This is a genomic window from Mesorhizobium sp. WSM4845, assembly GCF_055811455.1.
Map to the genome: position 1 here is coordinate 1 of NZ_JBVVQA010000019.1, position 15,715 is coordinate 15,715.

Genomic DNA, 15,715 nt, shown 5'->3' on the forward strand with positions numbered 1-15,715 from the left:
TCAATGCTGCCGCTGCCGTCAATGCTGCCGGTGGCGCTGCCGTCAATGCTGCCGCTGCCGTCAATGCTGCCGCTGCCACCGATGCTGCCGGTGGCGCTGCCGTCAATGCTGCCGCTGCCGCTGCCGTCAATGCTGCCGCTGCCGCCGACGCTGCCGGTGCCGTGGTCGCCGACGCTGCCGGCGATGGTGTCCCTACTAGCTGTGCCTGTCGGATGGCCCTCGCCAGTGGTGAGCGGCGGGCACAAGCGACATTGCTGCCCCGCCAAGATCTGGCGCTCAATCGCCTGCGCAAATACTGGAACGGTCGCCGCTGAGCCGAAAAATGCACCTGAAATCAGCACCATACCGGTGCCGGCGAGGAGATGATGGATGGTTTTCATTATGTTGCTCCCTAAGACTTTCACCTTGGGTTAACAATTGAAACTCAGAGCTTGTTAAATCGGTTCCCTGCTATGTCGTTCTTAGGCGGGCCGTGCCGGAAACTGGCCGTTGGCAAGCGCCTGGGGTTGATTTTGAAACGCAGGCGAGCCGCTGGACGCGATCTCGCCCTTGGCTGGTCTTATGGACCGGGATGCGGCTCCCGCGCGTCCTGACGCGGCCGTAGGACTCGCCAATCGCCAATCCTGCGCCAGTCTGGTCAGCCGCGCATCGTCTTCGATCCACTCGGCATGCATCGGGTAGCACAACACCGCCCATGTTGGCGCGCCGTACCTCCGCTCAAGCTCATCGTCGCTCACGCTAAGATTGCCCCAGTACCTCGCACGCCATACTCGATCCGCCTCGGGCTCGGGCTCCGGATCGACCTGCACCCGCTTCGGTTTCGCGCCCTTGAGCTCCAGCAGCATTGCATCGAGACTGGTTTTCGTCCGCGTAACTGGGATCGCGTCAGCGACAGACGGCGCTGCGGTCGCGTCGAGATCGTTGAAGCGGCAGCCAAGGCCGCCGCAGCGGCAGCGGCGGTTGAAGTAGCCGCGAGGCCAAGCAGAAGGCGGCGGCGGTTGATATCGGGCATACCTTCGGCGGCTGCCCGAACAGTGGTGTTCTCGGGCTCGCCCAATACGCAGCGGGTCAATACGCCGATGCCGTCGAAACACTCAGGCATGAGGCGACGCATCGGCTCGGTTCGCAGCGCATCTTGGCTGCAAGTCTGGCGCGGCTGGGGCAGTTGGCAGAGGCCAAGGAAGAAGCAAGGGAATTCCTCGCCTCGAACCCGGATTTTTCGATACAGCACTTCGCCTGGTCTTCCGCCGTCCGGCAAAGCTGTCAGGAACTGCCCTCGCAATCGATGCAGTTCGGCGTCCGGCCAGCGCTGCCCCGCCGCTCGACCGCCGCTATAGCCTCATCCAGTTCCCCGAGCGCCCGTCGCACGTCACCGGAGAGTGCGCAGGCGTCGGCAAGCAGGCTGAGAAAGAATGGTCGCATCCATTCTGCGCCGCTGCCCGTCCACTCCGCGAGACCGCGCCGTCCGCTTCGACCGAGCATGACACCGAGGCGCTAGGTTCATGAGGTTGACGTTATTTTTTTCCGTCACCCTGCCCCCCATCGACATCGCACGGCATGCCGTGCGATCCTCCGGTACAATCACCCACGGGGATCTCGACGGCGGCCTGCCGGGCTCCATCGGGGCTCCGGGCTTGGCGGCTGGCGCTCCGGCTCGCAAATAAGAAGAACGCGAAACGTCGACGATGCAGCTTCCGCAGGACGCGACGGAAGCGGTCACCGTCCATGACTTCGGGACCCTCCCCCGCCGGGCGGCTTTTCGGGCCCTCCGGTCGACACAACGCGCTTCCTGTTCGCTGCGGCCAGAATCGCCATCCCCGCGCCCAGAAAGAGTGTTTTCAGTATCTTCATGCGACGCGGGAATGCGACGTAGACTCAGCCACCGGAGCACGGCAAGCTTCGGCTGCTCACATCGAGCAGGGACAGTTCAATGTCGGCGACACGACGCAAACTGACGACCATCTTTTCGGCGGATGTTCAGGGCTATACGCGCCTGATGGAAGCCGACGAAGAAGGAACGCTGGCGACTCTGAAACAGTACAGGGACGCAATGGCGCGCCTAATCGAGGCCCGCGGCGGGCGTGTCGTCAACACCTGGGGCGACGGGTTGATCGCCGAATTCCCGAGCGTGGTCGAGTCCGTCCGGACGGCCATCGACGTTCAGAACGAGTTGGCCGGGCACAATGCCGTTCGCCCGGCCGAAACGCAGATGCGCTTTCGGATTGGAATCAACCTTGGCGATGTCATGGTCGAGGGAGATGACATTTATGGAGACGGCGTCAACATTGCCGCCCGCGTTCAGACCGCCGCCCCGGCAGGCGGGATCGTGATCTCAAATACGGTGTACGATCAGGTCCGCAACAAAATGGCGGTCGGGTTCGAGTTCCTGGGCGACCTCGCCGTCAAGAACATCGAAGAAGGTGTGCCGAGCTACGTTGTCCGGATCGGCGGTGAGAAGAGCGGGGCCGAAGCGGTGGCGCGCCGTGCCGAACCGGCCGCTGACGGGCGGTCGCGCGACGCCGCCCGGTCTGGCGCTTTCCTCGGGCGCAGGATCAGCCGGAAATTCCTTCTGCTTGCCTTGACCGCGTTGGGGTTGGTGGCCATCAATGTGCTTTCGTGGAATGGGATTTTCTGGGCTGGGTGGCCGATGCTCGCCGTAGCGGTTCTGGCGGGCCTCCGCTGGGCAAGCATGACGAGGCTCATCAATCGGGGCGTCGCCATGCTGAGTGTCGTCGCATTGGGGGTCGTCGGTGTAAACCTGCTGACCTGGAACGGGATTTTCTGGGCGAAATGGCCGCTACTCGGCATCGCGCTTGCGGGAGGCATCGGCTGGATCATCCGGAAACGGGCGTCATGAGCAGGCTACATGCCTGATCGTCCCAGTTCTCAGTTTCATCCTCTTTGGCGTACAATGATTTCAAAGGTTTACCAACCAATCGCCCAATCGTAATGGCGGAAGGAAACCACGTGCTAGCAACAGCCGAATCTATTGCCCCACGCGTGCCGTCGAACTGTCCTAAAACTTTTTTCGTGGCGTTTATGGAAGAGAGACGACCCGACCGGTACGCACGCTCAGATGGCGCAGGGTTGTCGATGCCCCCCCGCCCCCCAGAGCCTCAACCGATGTCGTCTAGCGTCTGTCGGCAGAGCCACGCCATTGCTCGGACGTTAGCCAAGGATGCCATGATTTCCTTTGTCTGCCCGCCGTGGCGATAGTTGCCGTTACGCTTGCCCTCAGGTGCGCCGCCGGAAGCGCAAGCCGAACACGGGTGGCTAAAGCGAACGCTGGACACTCTGCGCGGGTGGATGAAATAGCCCTTCATTCAATCAAGGCCGCAAGCTAAGGAGCGCAGGCACAACGCCAGAATGAAGGCCGCGGCGAGCAGCATGGCGACTAGTGCCCAGTTAATCCGGTAGATCATCGATCGTCTGCCGACATATCCGCGCCATTGCCTGGACAACCGCCAAGGCTGCCATTGTGCGTTTGGTCCTGCCTCCTTTGCGATAGTTGCCGTTCCGCTTGCCTTCAGGTGCGCCACCGCCGGCACCGTGCATGCGACAGACTGCGCTGCCCCTCACCGCTGGTGACCGACACTGGCAACCCGTCCGCTTCGACCGAGCATGACACCGAGGCGCTAGGTTCATGAGGTTGACGTTATTTTTTTCCGTCACCCTGCCCCCCATGCGAGACGTTGCCGACAATAGCTTGGCCGCCTTCGTTCACCGTGACGTGCTTCACGGTGACGAGCTGCTGGCCGCCCGTGCGGTATTTCTTTAGGGCTTCGACCTGGGCCGCGAATGTCCTGGTGAGCTTGTTGAAAGCACGTTCGGCGCTGTCTTGCTGCGGGATAGTTTCGCAGTGAGCAAGGCGGCGGGCGAACGTCATTGTCGCTATGTGCACAGCAGCCATCTGCGAAGCCAACATAGCTTCGATCTGATCCTGCGGTTCAATGCCTTTCACGATCGAGGCAACGAAGGCCGTGCCCTGATCGTCTGGCGTTTTGCCGTGGCTGCCGACATTCACCAGCTGGCGAAGGAAGCCATTGATGAAATCTTCGTCTGATGACCCGAAGGCTTTCTGGGCTGCCGTATGATCGATCGTGACGCTGCTGCCCTTGATCTTTAAGAGGCGCGACGGCTTCGCTTGGCTCGCGCTATCGGGCTTGGGAAGGACTTCTGCTTTTGCCGTCATGGATTAGGCCGCCCATATTTCACGACTGCGATTAAGCGGCACCTTGCCCTGCTGGACAGGAACGTTGCCATCACGGTTGCCATTGGGATCGAACTTTGCCGCTGCGATGTCGCGGACCCAACGAGGAGCCTTCGCAGCGGCTTTGGCTTGCTTGCGCTCACGCTTGGTCTTCTTCTTCGGGCCGACCGGCATCGGGCCGCCCGACAGGATCTTGCTCGATATCCAGTCCGCACGATTTTCGGCCGTCGATACCGGCGAGTCCGCTAGCCGATCGGCAGCGCGCCACGCTTCCGCATTCGTCGGGAATGGTCCGGCGAGCGTTCGCCGATCATTCGGCGAACCGTCGTCGACCACAACGAGGCCTCCCTCAGTCTCAATCACCGTCATGCTGGCACCCCTCCTTTTCGGACCAAAAAATTTTTTGGCTTTCTCGCCCAAATCCTGTTTTTCCCCCCTTAAAACAGCAAAAATCGGCCGAACAGGAGAGACGGAGGAGGAAGAGGCCGGGGCACCTCTCTCCATATGTAAGACGTTTATGGCACACGTTCCTGTATCCATTAGGTAATTTCCTTCAGCCAAAGGTGACTTGCAGGGCTTCTATTCCAGTCTCGTAGGCCGCCCTCTGCATTGCCTCTTCAAGCAATTCGGCCTTCGACGCTTGGACCAGAAAACTGTCATGTACCGGCAGGACCGTGACGCCAGCCATCAGCATCAAGTGCATGACAGTTTCGGCAATGGCGCTGTCCAGGCACATAAAGTTCCGCGCCTTTGTCAGAGTGGAAGTACTTAGCGATGCGGTGATGAGCCTGCTTCACATCGGTTATCAATTCGTCTGCCGCTGCAAACGCCAATTGCGATCCAGGCCCCGCAACCCGCGCCATCTCCTTGTGATGCGCAATGGCAAGGCGAGCTTTTGCCTTGGTTGGGGCGTTGACCAGAACAAGCAATCCAAGTTTGGCGAGCGGTCTCGGCCAACCTGCTATGGCGTAGCAGTCTTCGGGCAAAGCTGCGCCCGCCTCGGCGTATAGGAGAGCTGGGTGCAGGGTTTTGTAATCAATCTCTACGACGCTCTCGCCGCCGATCGTAATCAGTTTTCGCGCTTCTTTGCTCATCGACTGCCAGCCTCCACCTAATGCGTAATAGCGGCCACCTCGGTTGAAGGTGCGGTTGAATATTCGAACCATTGGAGAAGGCAGGACGCCCGTTAGAAGCGTGCCGCGAATGGCTTCGTTCATCTCTTCGACACGACGGCGCATCCGGCGAATCGCGGGGGTGTCGCGATAGTCGACAGGCTCTTTGTCCGCGTCTCGAAGGATGATGCTTTCCCGAGGTCTGGCGATTAAAAGAGCCGGACCAGCGTTCAGTATTTTGCCGGTTCGCTCGATTAGCTCAGGCGTGGCTACCATCGAGCTTTGCCACCTCCGATGATTGGGTGGCACCTTGTCATGATGAACAAGGCCGACGCCATCGAGATAGTCGGCCGAGCCCGTCACCTTGACGTAAGTGTAGAGGGACTCAATGTAGCGGCGCGGCCGGGTGTAGTGATTGCGATTGCGCGAATACGAAACAGCACCATCAGCGGTGACAAGTGAGAGAATAATGGCGGCCGTTGTTTCAGAGCCGCCATACTCTTTGCGAAGGGCCGGCCAGTGAGGCCGGTGCTCCCATCGAAGTGACAGAGGGGTTTGCGCTTCCTCCAACCTACGCAGCCCTCGCCGTGATCAAGTGGCTTCTCGCATTTGCCTGGAGGGCCTGCAATGCAGTCATCGCCCAAGCCGGCCGGCCTTCAAGGTGGAAGATTTCGCCATCCGGCTCGACCTTGACCGTGAGAGTGAATTTCTTGTTCGCCGATGCTGAATGTGAATTAACGTGCGCCTTCGCGCCTGCTATGTCCTGCATGTCTGTTTCTTTCAATTCCCTGGGAGGGGTTGCGAAAAATTGGGCAGATTGGCTTGAGCGGTCGGGTCTGGAAACTGGACCGCTCAAGCAGCTTCCCTCCCCGCCGTTGAGCGGAGGCCGAGTTGCAGTGCGACCGGCGCCACCGGCACTACAATCTTTCGACCAATGCGGATTGTGGGAATGTCGCCACGTTTGGCGGCATCATAAGAGCCGTTCCGACTCAGGCCGTAGAATACCGCCCCGGCATCTGTCACGGAGATGGTGGGGCGGCTCAGCGCGTCTTCCAACGTCATATGGCCGTATCCTGTTCGTTCACGTGGTCGGATCATCCAACGCACTGCCATAGTAATACATCCCGCGATTCGGCGGTTCAAGGGCGGACAAGGGCAAAGTAGGGCTTTCCCCAGTCAAATTCACGTCATTTGAGGGTTTTTGTTGCTTCAATCGCCGACAGCGTGTACCGCTATGGCACTACAAAGGAGTAAGTGGCATGGCGAAAGAGGCGAAGCGCGGCGGCAAGACTGAGACGTTGACGATCCGCCTCGATCCGAAGACTCGCTTCATTCTGGAATACCTCTCCAGGTTGAAGGGCCAGAACATCACCACGGTTGTGGAGCGCGCTATCATGACGGCGGCGTCTCACGAGACGGTGCGTGATCCGAAATTTCCCGAGGAGCCGGACAGCTGGCAACGATTTTGGGATGTCAGCGACGGGTGTCGTGCGCTGCGGATGGCGGAACGCCCCGAATTCTTTCCAACGTATGAAGAAGAACGTCGACTGGCGTTTGCAAAGGAACACTGGCCTTTTTTCTACGCCTCACAGCAAAAAGAAACGTTCCTGACGTTCTACGTTGATGTGCTGTGGCCGCGCATTGATGAATTTATTCAGATTCATGACGACCAGAAAGCCGATGACTACTTTGCGGCCGGAAAGGCCATGCAGGGCGCTCTCCGAGCGGCTAAGCTCAGTGCGCCGGAATGGCCGATTCATGCGAAACCTAAACCGTCAGGGCCACCTCGCGACCTCGACGACGAAATCCCGTTTTGAAAGGGTGAATTGCGATGAAAGGCCACATTCGCGAGCGCAGCCCAGGCAAATGGGCAATTGTCCTTGATGTCGGCGAGATCGACCCGAAGACCGGCAAGAAGAAACGCAAATGGCATAGCTTCAGCGGGACGAAGCGCGAGGCGCAGAAGGAATGCTCCCGCCTCATCACGATTCTTGACCAAGGGCTTTACGTCGAGCCTACCAAACAGACGGTCGCCGAGTTTCTTGACGAATGGCTGGCGTTTATCAAGCCGTCAGTCGCCCCAAAGACGCACGAGCGGTACGCCGAGATTTGCCGGAAGGGTCTGGCGCCGCTCATCGGCAATGTGATCCTGTCCAAGCTGAAGACCGACCGGATAGACGCGACCTTCACCACAGCGCTGACAACGCCACGCGTTGACCATCGCAGAAAGAAAGATGGCGAAGCGCGCGATCCCCTGCCGCCGCTGTCGCCTCGTACCGTCCACCACTACCGCCGCGTGCTTATCAAGGCGTTGGGCCAGGCGGTGACATGGGAAAGGCTGTCGCGCAATCCGGCGCGCGCGACGACACCGCCGAAGGTCGAGCGGAAGAAAATGCTTGCCTACGACGTGAGCCAGACCGCCATCTTGCTTGAAACGCTCCGACCGACGCGCATGTTCATCCCGGTTCTGCTCGCTGTGACGTGCGGATTGCGACGCGGCGAGATCCTGGCGTTGCGCTGGCACCATATCGAACTAGGCGATAACCGCCGGCAGGTATCTGTCGTGGAGAGTGCCGAACAAACTGCAGAGGGTGTCCGCTACAAGGAGCCGAAGTCCGGCAGGGCGCGGACCGTGGCGCTGTCGGCCAGCGTCGTTGCCGAACTGAAAGCGCATCGCATTCGGCAAGCCGAGGAATAGCTCCGGTTGGGGCTGCGGCCGGACGGTGACAGTTTCGTTATCGCCCAGGTCGACGGATCGCCTTTGCAGCCAAGGTCGCTTACGCATGAGTGGGTGCGCGTCTTGGGCAAGACAGCCCTGCCCCGCATCCGCTTTCATGACCTTCGGCACACCCACGCCACGCAGATGCTATCGGCCGGCGTTCATCCAAAGGTCGCCAGCGAACGCCTTGGGCACTCGACCATCGGGATCACATTGGATCTGTATTCCCATGTCATGCCCGGCATGCAGGCTGACGCGGCAGAGCGAGTTGACGCGGCGTTGCAGGTAGCTATAAGCGCAAGTCGAAAGAACATATAGTTGCAAAGTGCGTAGCAAGCGGCCTTTTGAGCAAACCGCAAAGAGGCAGAAAGCACTGTAAAGTCAACTACTTGGAGGGATGGCCGAGCGGTTTAAGGCACCGGTCTTGAAAACCGGTGTGTGCTATCTCGCAAGACATTGTGGATTATTGAGTTTTACGGAGATAAGGCGTCGCAAGTGGCACAGAAATGGCACAAACTGAAAAAGCGACGCCGAGCAGTGACTTGGATGGGTGGCCGAGTGGTTTAAGGCTCTGGTCTTGAAAACCAGCGTAGGGGCAACTCTACCGTGGGTTCGAATCCCACCCCATCCGCCAGCCCTCCCCGCAAGTTGCCCCGCTTGACGGCGGCTTGCCGTTAGAGACAACTTCACCACCAGGAGTGGCATCAGGAGGAGGAACCATGCCGAGCCAGGCCTGGAACAAACCCAAATCGTATCGGCGGTCGTTTTCAGTGCCATTGGCGTTGCGACAAATGTCCCCGACGAGAGCCGTCCTTCTCGCTGTCAGCTTCTCGTCTTTTGCCACTGCGACGTCGGGTGCAGAGTTGCAGAGAAGCTGCATAGAACCGCCTGCGACAGTCATCGAGATCACCGGCGTTAACACCAAACATGCACGCGCCACGGCAAAATTCACGGAGCCGGATATCGTCAAGGCATGCCATGAAGGCTATGTGAACCAAGGCGGCTATGCCTCGCCCGAAGAGTGCATTCGCCAGCCGAAAGCGGACCTTCTCGGCGATGCAATTCGTGCGGAAGCAAATTGCAGTAAGGGCACCATCAAGTTGGGGCAAATGTCCTTCAAAATGCCCGTTGAAAATAACTGCGCCTCCGGCGGTATTTTTGCCGCGCCAGCTTTCACAATGCTCTGCCCTCAATATCGAGGCAAGGTTGTGAATGAATGAGCGAGCATTAGCTTTCTTAAAAACTGCCGTGTGGGATCACACGAAAGCTCCGACAAACGACCGACCCAGCAGAAGAATACAAGATGGTTGGATGCTGCCCTCGCCCGGCACTTCCGAGGCGCCGTGGTTCGCCCGATCGGGATCAAGTCTTCAAATGGGTGGGGTCGCAGGTTCAATCCCTGCATCGCCCACCAATTCTTCAAATTATATCAGCCACTTACCGTCAACTCTCCTCGGCCGCTGGACCTCTGCATCTTCCGTGTCGCCACAGTGTCGCCACCGTGCTGGCCGCTTTCGGATGTGTCTGCAAATGCGATGGACCCGCCACCAACGCCTCTTTCACGGCGGCAACAGGGGTTCGATTCCCTTGGGCGTACCAGAAAAATCAAGTACTCAGCTGAAAGCCTCCCCTCCCTGTCCAACGTTTGGACCAATTTCCCTTGGCGGGGCCGATTCGCATAATGCCGAATTTGCTTTCCACGGGTTTCCTGCGAGTATCCGCCTAGGGACTTCCGCGATCACGGAAGTTACATGAATCGCCACGGTCGGTACTTTCTAACGGCGGACCCCAATCCGCCCGGCCGGCGCACTCAGGCGATCTTACCCCAACGCCCCCCACAAGCGGCGCCGGCCACTTTCAGCCCTTCGTTCGAAAGTTGGCTTCCAGTCGCGATTGCGCGCCCGCTGCTGGCCTTCGTAGTCAGGAATGCATGTGAAGAACACCTGCCGGCGGTCACGGCCGGCAGCCTTGCAATTCGAGCAGACAAAGAGCCCGACCAAGTCGTCATGCATCGAGCCGTGGTCACGGCCGAGCCTGTCGATCAGCGCCTGGATGTCGAGTTTCGTCGATTTGCAGCACATCGGGTGTCCGCAATTGACATAGATGGTTTCGCGGGCGGCCAGGGTGTCGGCGAGGGTCTTTTGGGGCATGGCGATCTCCGTGAAAGGGGTTCGCCGCAACGGAGAGGATTATATTCCTGAGGTCTATGGGAAACGCAAGTGGGCCTCCCGATCAGAGTGTTGACGCAACCGCCTCATCTAATAGCCCGGAACCTGCCACGCCCAGGAGCAACAGCACGGAAAGCGCCAAAACAGCCAATAGCATGATGGGTGTTGCGTCTGGGAAGATGACGGTGATCGCGCGAGTCGACAGAGCCCCCAAAATCTCACCGCCGCCCTCGATCGACGCTTCTTTCCGCTGGCTTCTCCTCATCCCACGGGACGGGACCCCAACATTGTTCATGTTCAAAATTCTGGCCGAGATGTCTCTGGCAATTACCGGATCATCGGACAGATGGCCTGTAATCCATTCAGGGAGGTATTCCTCACCGCGCTCGCTCATGGCACCTAGTAACCCGCGTCACATTTACTCAACTTTTAGACTTAATCATATCAGTTACTACCATCGGTTGCGACAGGCAAGTCTTAAAGCGCGCGTCTGACCGACCTCATGCGACGCGCTTTATCCTGGCGCGCGGCCGGTATGTAGTAGACCCGCCGCTCCATTTGCGAAGCGACCGGCCTCCAACCCATTCCCCATCCTTGACCATGCAATTGCGGTGCCAGACGTATTGACCCATTGCGGGGCACCTTATGGCTTTACACAGCGGACTACCGCCAGTCAGCTTTGACGACAAGACGCCGTACAGCGAAAAGCCCGCTGGCGGGAGGGGCCGGCAACGGGCTTTCACTTGGGGAGTGTCTTAGCGGCTACATCCTGAAGGAATCGACCGCTGCAGTTGTAATGCGTGATTTCTGCAACGGTTCCGAAGTTTTTTGAGGCAGGGACCACGACCAACCAATCAAGCCCGAGGCGGAGCATTTCGAACATTGTCCAGTGTGCGGCATTTCGACATGCGCGATCTCGGCCAGGTGCTTCACCATGCGAAGCCGGAGCATCAACCGCTGCAGCCTGTGAATTGAAAAGCCCGCGCTCCACAGAGGAGAATGAACCCTACGGCGGGGTGGCGCCTGCCTTGTCGGCTAGACGCTCTAGCTGCTCCGGGTGAAGCTGCGGAACCACTGGCGAAGGTGCGCGTTAGGCACGACCCTGGTGAGGATGCAGCATGACAGCTCGCCCAATCGTATCGACAGCCGCGGCGATCCTGTTCGCGGCCACAAGCATGGCTTACGCCCGGCCGGATGCGCGCACCATGACTTGCGAACAGACGCAGCAGCTGATCCAGAGCCGGCGCGCGGTCGTCCTGACCACCGGCCGCAACACCTATGATCGATATGTCCGCCAATTTGGCAATGAGTGCGACCGGCCCGCCGTGCCCGTCGCCTCCTATGTCCAGACGCTTGAGGGTCAATGTCGGGTCCATCGATGCGTGGAATGGCAGCATTTCGATTTCCCGTGAGCCGGCTTTTGATCCAACGTCTGTTCGCGCGACGTCTCTGCCCCGCTCTTCACGGAGAAAAGCGAGAGAAGCCCGCGCCTCTGGCGGAGAGCGCGGGCCCGATCGGGTTGCAGCCCGATCTACAGCGGGCAGCGGGGGGCATGCCCACTGGTCACAGACAATTTTTAGAAATGGCTAAAGTTCCAGGAAGTTTCTGTGTTGGATTATGGCTCGCTATCGTCGGGTTGGAATGGCGCAAACCTCCCATGCAAACTCCAACGCAACAGACCCCACTCAATAAAATTTGAACGTTTCGGTTCCTGTGCACGGCGAAGCCAGCCCCATGAGGGGATTCGGTCCGATCCTCCACCGGACCTAAGTCTTATCTGTTCGCAAAACAGGCAAGGACGTATCGCCGCTCGGAACCGCGGCTGCAGGCAGTCGTTGCTAGGGTCCTTTCAACGTGCCGTTTGCTTGAACCCGGCTAGGAATACGGAAATGGAAGACAACCAGAATCGTTTGTCGATCGACGAGTACTACGAGATAGAACGTTTCGCGCGAGAGAATGGAATCTCGCCGAGCCAGGTCAGCAAGCTGATCAAAAAGAACGGCAATGATCGGTCAGCCCTGACAAAAGCCGCGAGGGTATTGCGGGAGCGGAAATGAGATATCGGACCAACAACGAAGGCACGGGTTTTCGAGGCAAAGATCACGACCGGCCGATCAAGCCCGAGGCGTAGCATTTGGAACACTGCCCTACATGCGGGCAGCATTTCGACATGCGCGATCTCGGCCAGGTGCTTCACCATACGGAGGCGGAGCACCAACCGCTCGAGCCTGTGAATTGAAAGTGTGCGACATCCGGTGTTCAACAGCACGCACGCGAAGTGAGCCCTAGTTGGAGGACTTGCGTAGCAACCCCTCCTCCTGGGCAGCAGCCTCGAAGGCCTTTCCTTACGTCGTCGCGGCCCTACTGACGCCGCGCGAGCCGGTCCATGGGTGCGTTTGCTTCGGCCAGACTAGCCAGCGCTTGCTCGACTTTTTGAGCCGAGGCGCCAGTGCGCTTGATGTGCCGGATCATTTGCTGCCTCAGGCGAACAAGCCTTGCGGCGCGATATACGTCGCCGTAACTCGCAGTTTCAAGGTGGAGGGTCGCGAGCCTCATGGGCGACGATTCCGATTATCTCGCAGTAGAATTCGCGAATCCGCCTTTCGTTCCGATATAAGACCTTGCCTCGCAAAGGGCCGGCCGGACGGCCGGACGGCCACGGCGAATGAGCCGCATCCCTGCCCAAAGAGATCGTCCGCTGATGCTGCTCAGTCGACCGCCGGTCCAACCAGACGGTAGCGGAAGTGATTGCGGATGTGCTCGTTGAAGTAGCGGCCCTTGGCAAAGGCGGCTTTGAACGCGGCAAAGGTCTCCGGCGGCACGCGCTCGAACTCGTACCGTTTGCCGCTGGCCACGAACCACACCGAGAGGATTCTGCTGTCGGGATCGTATGCCATTTTTCGTATCGAGGTCGATGGCATGATATGGCTCGATCAAAAGCCTTCAACGATCGGAGAGCCTGTCACGTTCCTTCGTGGTGTTGCTCCCGGAGCAGCGCACGAGGATTTGCGCTGGGCCACCTAACGCATCGCGGCATCGCAAACGCGGCAGGCACGGTCTTCCGGAAGCTAGCCTTCCGGGTCTCTGTTTTTCTCCGAAATAGGCGTCTAGGGTCGGATCGTTCCGACGCTCCTTCGCGTTGGGTGAGAACCTACAAGGAGGAACGTTCATGTCAGACGACAAACACGAACGCATTCGGCGCCGCGCATATGAGATCTGGGAACGAGAAGGCCAGACGCACGGTCTGCACGAGCGTCATTGGAATCAGGCGACCTTGGAAATCGAGAACGAAGACCGCTCGCTTGGTGCTCGTCCACCGGCCGACGTACCAGCTCCCGCGCAGACCCAAAGCCGAGGGAAGCAAGGCAAGCGCGCCGCTGGTCAATCGGATGTTGAGGCAGCGGAAGCGCTGGCGATGAGAACAGCCATCACCGGCGATCAAGCTCAAGACCTCATAGATCGCCTCGGTGACGATCCGCTGGCACTCGATGAGGCGGCGCGGAGCCTCAGGGCATCCGAAAGGTAACCGCCGGCTTTCTCAGGGAGCCCATCGCTGTACTCGACAGATCACCACAGATTTTCAACCTCGGCCCCCCGCCAGCGGACCGCCGCATCGGCCAAACAAATGAAAGCCCGCGCCTCTGGCGGAAAGAGCGGGCCGGCCGGGTCGCGGTCGGAGTTTCACGACATTGGACTGAGACGGCGGTTTCGCCTTCGACGCTCGATGACGCGCGCGTTTCGACGAGCAATTCTAAGTTCGCCAAGCGTCGGCCGCCACCAGCCGCGGGAGTGCTCCATTTCGCCGGCCTCACGACGAGCGGGCCATGTCCTGATGAGTTCCGTCAGCGTCGCCGAGCACCACGTTCCCCACACGTAGTCGATGTCCGTCCGCGTCGCATGTGGATAGAAGGCGGCCATTACTGGCGGCTCGGCGACTTCGCCTGACACATCGGTAAAGACGACGACGCCGTACTGCTCTGTTGCGACGGGGCGGCCCATCGGAGGCAAGTCTTCAGCCGACAACGGATAGCGTTGGCGGCGGCGTTCCGCATATCGCAACCGTGTGGCTCTTTGAGCCTCCGAGTCCTTCTCCGCCTCTCGTCGTCGCTTCCTTTCCTCGGGTTCGCTACATTTGGCAGCCTCTTCGATTGTCGGCCATCGGCGCCGCAGTTCCTCATAGGACCGAAACGGCACGCGCCACGCGCGGAGTTCATCATCCCAACTTGCCCAGGGAATTTCGTGTAGTTCCCGAAGGATGGTCTTCGAATAGGGTGTCCGAATGCGCAGATCCTCGGCAACCTCGAGATAGGGACTGGAGATGGGGTCGAACGAATAGGCATCCCGCCCCTTGCTGTCGCCGTGGATCGCCAGCAATTCGGCCTCGCGCGCCAGCCAACGGTCGACGCGGCGGGCTGCCGTCTTGCCTGGTACAAACCAGCTCCTGCGCTCGTCGCTCCACCTCGCTCGCGGAAAGGCCGCCCGAAATCGTTCGACAGTCATTCGGTCGTACGGAAAGTTCGCCAAAGCACCGGGCGTGTCTTGTTTCTGCCGCGCAGGCTTATGCTCGGATTTCTCCACGGTCTTGCCGTCAATGGTGTTGGATTCGCAGAGAAACGTCCGCCGGCCTTATCAGTTCACTCGGGAACCAGAACGCGACTGCCCTTCGCGACTGAAGGTCGCCCGCGGGTCGGAGCGCGAAAATCACGAATGTGGCAGCCGCTAGGCCGCGCGATCTTCGCAGGCGTCCCTTCGGGTCGCAACTCGGCATAAGCTCGAATCACTGCTCCCTTCGCCGCCTTGCGCTGCACCGCCACTGATCATTTGGCCCGCTCCCTGCCGGCCAGCACTGAAACTCCGTGTTAACGTCGTTCGCGGGTGAGAGGATGCGGCCGCAGCTCGAAAGTGTAGGGTACAGCTCGCTGCCAGGCACGGAGGCGGAAATGAAATTGCTTCGGATTGCGCTCTTGTGCACGGGCATGATCAGCGTAGCAATGCCGGCCGTTCGCGCTGAGGATCAGCTTGTTCCGCCTAACCACGTAGAAGCGCCAGAGCCGGCAGTTCATTGCGAGGGCCAAAACTGCCTTCCACCAGCCGATAACCCTGTCGAGGAATGCAAGGGGCAAGATTGCACGCCGGCTCCGCCGGTCGACCCAGGTCCGCAGATTGAACAGGTCGACTGAACAGCATCGGCCGAACACCCCGACTACGAAGGTGATCGCAGATTCGTGGAGAAGGTTGGATTTCAGGTCCTCTCCCTCCGCCAACGCACCTTGCCCCAACATTCTCTGTCGGTCTAACGGCCCGCGAATCCCGCAGAACTGCGGGCTTTTCAAAGAAAAGCTGGCAGCCGCACCGCCGACTATTCCCCGTTGAATGAGGGCTCTCTCGGCCGATATTCTCCGAACCTGGCAACCTCGCTCTTTTGGTTCACAGATTTCGATACCAATAGTCTCAACAGGTTACCGGTTTCGTGATCGTGCGAAGTTGCTAGGCGAATGCAATTGAG

19 protein-coding genes, 1 tRNA gene and 1 pseudogene are annotated in these 15,715 nt (G+C 59.5%); 9 read left to right on the plus strand and 12 right to left on the minus strand.

Annotated features, from left to right (window positions below):
• The 3 genes and pseudogenes from AC0L2C_RS20890 to AC0L2C_RS20900 all read right to left on the minus strand — a co-directional run.
• Nucleotides 1-380 (minus strand): annotated as a pseudogene (locus AC0L2C_RS20890) (hypothetical protein); the annotation flags it as partial.
• Between the two features lie 81 nt (nt 381-461).
• On the minus strand, nt 462-845 hold the full coding sequence (locus tag AC0L2C_RS20895; RefSeq protein WP_287240880.1) for a hypothetical protein: 384 nt from the start codon (nt 843-845) through the stop codon (nt 462-464).
• Between the two features lie 418 nt (nt 846-1,263).
• A complete protein-coding gene (locus tag AC0L2C_RS20900) occupies nt 1,264-1,422 on the minus strand; it encodes a hypothetical protein (protein ID WP_287364366.1) in 159 nt (52 codons plus the stop codon).
• 508 nt (nt 1,423-1,930) lie between these two features.
• Here AC0L2C_RS20900 and AC0L2C_RS20905 point away from each other — a divergent pair.
• On the plus strand, nt 1,931-2,857 hold the full coding sequence (locus AC0L2C_RS20905; protein ID WP_287240882.1) for an adenylate/guanylate cyclase domain-containing protein: 927 nt from the start codon (nt 1,931-1,933) through the stop codon (nt 2,855-2,857).
• 798 nt (nt 2,858-3,655) lie between these two features.
• Here the strand turns inward: AC0L2C_RS20905 and AC0L2C_RS20910 are convergent.
• The 5 genes from AC0L2C_RS20910 to AC0L2C_RS20930 all read right to left on the minus strand — a co-directional run bounded on the left by AC0L2C_RS20910 (nt 3,656) and on the right by AC0L2C_RS20930 (nt 6,384).
• Nucleotides 3,656-4,192, minus strand: coding sequence for a hypothetical protein (locus tag AC0L2C_RS20910; protein ID WP_287240884.1), 537 nt, complete (start codon nt 4,190-4,192; stop codon nt 3,656-3,658).
• A 3-nt stretch (nt 4,193-4,195) separates the two neighbouring features.
• A complete protein-coding gene (locus tag AC0L2C_RS20915) occupies nt 4,196-4,630 on the minus strand; it encodes a hypothetical protein (protein WP_473524316.1) in 435 nt (144 codons plus the stop codon).
• Nucleotides 4,631-4,866: 236 nt separating this feature from the next.
• A complete protein-coding gene (locus AC0L2C_RS20920; protein WP_473524317.1) occupies nt 4,867-5,892 on the minus strand; it encodes a hypothetical protein in 1,026 nt (341 codons plus the stop codon).
• 1 nt (nt 5,893) lies between these two features.
• A complete protein-coding gene (locus AC0L2C_RS20925) occupies nt 5,894-6,091 on the minus strand; it encodes a hypothetical protein (protein ID WP_128248483.1) in 198 nt (65 codons plus the stop codon).
• Nucleotides 6,092-6,174: 83 nt separating this feature from the next.
• Complete coding sequence (locus AC0L2C_RS20930) at nt 6,175-6,384, minus strand: MerR family transcriptional regulator (protein WP_287240889.1); 210 nt, start codon at nt 6,382-6,384, stop codon at nt 6,175-6,177.
• Between the two features lie 197 nt (nt 6,385-6,581).
• On the opposite strand from AC0L2C_RS20930, the gene AC0L2C_RS20935 reads away from it, so the two are divergent.
• From AC0L2C_RS20935 to AC0L2C_RS20955, 5 genes are all read left to right on the plus strand, one after another.
• Nucleotides 6,582-7,139, plus strand: a complete 558-nt coding sequence (locus AC0L2C_RS20935; RefSeq protein WP_287240890.1) for a hypothetical protein — start codon at nt 6,582-6,584, stop codon at nt 7,137-7,139.
• Between the two features lie 14 nt (nt 7,140-7,153).
• A complete protein-coding gene (locus AC0L2C_RS20940) occupies nt 7,154-8,020 on the plus strand; it encodes a tyrosine-type recombinase/integrase (RefSeq protein WP_288142329.1) in 867 nt (288 codons plus the stop codon).
• A 6-nt stretch (nt 8,021-8,026) separates the two neighbouring features.
• Complete coding sequence (locus AC0L2C_RS20945) at nt 8,027-8,359, plus strand: tyrosine-type recombinase/integrase (RefSeq protein ID WP_288142330.1); 333 nt, start codon at nt 8,027-8,029, stop codon at nt 8,357-8,359.
• A 226-nt stretch (nt 8,360-8,585) separates the two neighbouring features.
• A tRNA-Ser gene (locus AC0L2C_RS20950) sits at nt 8,586-8,675 on the plus strand.
• 85 nt (nt 8,676-8,760) lie between these two features.
• The gene (locus tag AC0L2C_RS20955) at nt 8,761-9,261 is read left to right on the plus strand and encodes a hypothetical protein (RefSeq protein ID WP_473524318.1); all 501 of its coding nucleotides are present in this window, start codon (nt 8,761-8,763) and stop codon (nt 9,259-9,261) included.
• 600 nt (nt 9,262-9,861) lie between these two features.
• Here the strand turns inward: AC0L2C_RS20955 and AC0L2C_RS20960 are convergent.
• Complete coding sequence (locus AC0L2C_RS20960) at nt 9,862-10,191, minus strand: hypothetical protein (RefSeq protein WP_473524319.1); 330 nt, start codon at nt 10,189-10,191, stop codon at nt 9,862-9,864.
• A gap of 82 nt (nt 10,192-10,273) precedes the next feature.
• Nucleotides 10,274-10,603 (minus strand): hypothetical protein, encoded by a 330-nt coding sequence (locus AC0L2C_RS20965; RefSeq protein WP_128248488.1) that lies wholly within the window; start codon nt 10,601-10,603, stop codon nt 10,274-10,276.
• Nucleotides 10,604-11,327: 724 nt separating this feature from the next.
• Here AC0L2C_RS20965 and AC0L2C_RS20970 point away from each other — a divergent pair.
• On the plus strand, nt 11,328-11,621 hold the full coding sequence (locus AC0L2C_RS20970) for a hypothetical protein (RefSeq protein WP_287240898.1): 294 nt from the start codon (nt 11,328-11,330) through the stop codon (nt 11,619-11,621).
• A gap of 477 nt (nt 11,622-12,098) precedes the next feature.
• The gene (locus AC0L2C_RS20975) at nt 12,099-12,266 is read left to right on the plus strand and encodes a DUF3606 domain-containing protein (RefSeq protein ID WP_128245077.1); all 168 of its coding nucleotides are present in this window, start codon (nt 12,099-12,101) and stop codon (nt 12,264-12,266) included.
• A 651-nt stretch (nt 12,267-12,917) separates the two neighbouring features.
• Here AC0L2C_RS20975 and AC0L2C_RS20980 read toward each other — a convergent pair.
• The gene (locus AC0L2C_RS20980; RefSeq protein ID WP_473524320.1) at nt 12,918-13,130 is read right to left on the minus strand and encodes a KTSC domain-containing protein; all 213 of its coding nucleotides are present in this window, start codon (nt 13,128-13,130) and stop codon (nt 12,918-12,920) included.
• 248 nt (nt 13,131-13,378) lie between these two features.
• Here AC0L2C_RS20980 and AC0L2C_RS20985 point away from each other — a divergent pair, with 248 nt between their 5' ends.
• A complete protein-coding gene (locus AC0L2C_RS20985) occupies nt 13,379-13,735 on the plus strand; it encodes a DUF2934 domain-containing protein (protein ID WP_128245074.1) in 357 nt (118 codons plus the stop codon).
• A 155-nt stretch (nt 13,736-13,890) separates the two neighbouring features.
• On the opposite strand, the gene AC0L2C_RS20990 is transcribed toward AC0L2C_RS20985, so the two are convergent.
• Nucleotides 13,891-14,709, minus strand: coding sequence for a hypothetical protein (locus AC0L2C_RS20990; protein ID WP_473524321.1), 819 nt, complete (start codon nt 14,707-14,709; stop codon nt 13,891-13,893).
• Between the last annotated feature and the right edge of the window lie 1,006 nt (nt 14,710-15,715).

What these genes read in the sequence shown, in the direction of transcription:
- AC0L2C_RS20895 (WP_287240880.1), bottom strand. Translation starts at nt 845, where the DNA reads ATGCTGCTGGAGCTCAAGGGCGCGAAACCGAAGCGGGTGCAGGTCGAT.
- AC0L2C_RS20900 (WP_287364366.1), bottom strand. Translation starts at nt 1,422, where the DNA reads ATGCGACCATTCTTTCTCAGCCTGCTTGCCGACGCCTGCGCACTCTCC.
- AC0L2C_RS20905 (WP_287240882.1), top strand. Translation starts at nt 1,931, where the DNA reads ATGTCGGCGACACGACGCAAACTGACGACCATCTTTTCGGCGGATGTT.
- AC0L2C_RS20910 (WP_287240884.1), bottom strand. Translation starts at nt 4,192, where the DNA reads ATGACGGCAAAAGCAGAAGTCCTTCCCAAGCCCGATAGCGCGAGCCAA.
- AC0L2C_RS20925 (WP_128248483.1), bottom strand. Translation starts at nt 6,091, where the DNA reads ATGCAGGACATAGCAGGCGCGAAGGCGCACGTTAATTCACATTCAGCA.
- AC0L2C_RS20930 (WP_287240889.1), bottom strand. Translation starts at nt 6,384, where the DNA reads ATGACGTTGGAAGACGCGCTGAGCCGCCCCACCATCTCCGTGACAGAT.
- AC0L2C_RS20935 (WP_287240890.1), top strand. Translation starts at nt 6,582, where the DNA reads ATGGCGAAAGAGGCGAAGCGCGGCGGCAAGACTGAGACGTTGACGATC.
- AC0L2C_RS20940 (WP_288142329.1), top strand. Translation starts at nt 7,154, where the DNA reads ATGAAAGGCCACATTCGCGAGCGCAGCCCAGGCAAATGGGCAATTGTC.
- AC0L2C_RS20955 (WP_473524318.1), top strand. Translation starts at nt 8,761, where the DNA reads ATGCCGAGCCAGGCCTGGAACAAACCCAAATCGTATCGGCGGTCGTTT.
- AC0L2C_RS20960 (WP_473524319.1), bottom strand. Translation starts at nt 10,191, where the DNA reads ATGCCCCAAAAGACCCTCGCCGACACCCTGGCCGCCCGCGAAACCATC.
- AC0L2C_RS20965 (WP_128248488.1), bottom strand. Translation starts at nt 10,603, where the DNA reads ATGAGCGAGCGCGGTGAGGAATACCTCCCTGAATGGATTACAGGCCAT.
- AC0L2C_RS20970 (WP_287240898.1), top strand. Translation starts at nt 11,328, where the DNA reads ATGACAGCTCGCCCAATCGTATCGACAGCCGCGGCGATCCTGTTCGCG.
- AC0L2C_RS20975 (WP_128245077.1), top strand. Translation starts at nt 12,099, where the DNA reads ATGGAAGACAACCAGAATCGTTTGTCGATCGACGAGTACTACGAGATA.
- AC0L2C_RS20980 (WP_473524320.1), bottom strand. Translation starts at nt 13,130, where the DNA reads ATGCCATCGACCTCGATACGAAAAATGGCATACGATCCCGACAGCAGA.
- AC0L2C_RS20985 (WP_128245074.1), top strand. Translation starts at nt 13,379, where the DNA reads ATGTCAGACGACAAACACGAACGCATTCGGCGCCGCGCATATGAGATC.
- AC0L2C_RS20990 (WP_473524321.1), bottom strand. Translation starts at nt 14,709, where the DNA reads ATGACTGTCGAACGATTTCGGGCGGCCTTTCCGCGAGCGAGGTGGAGC.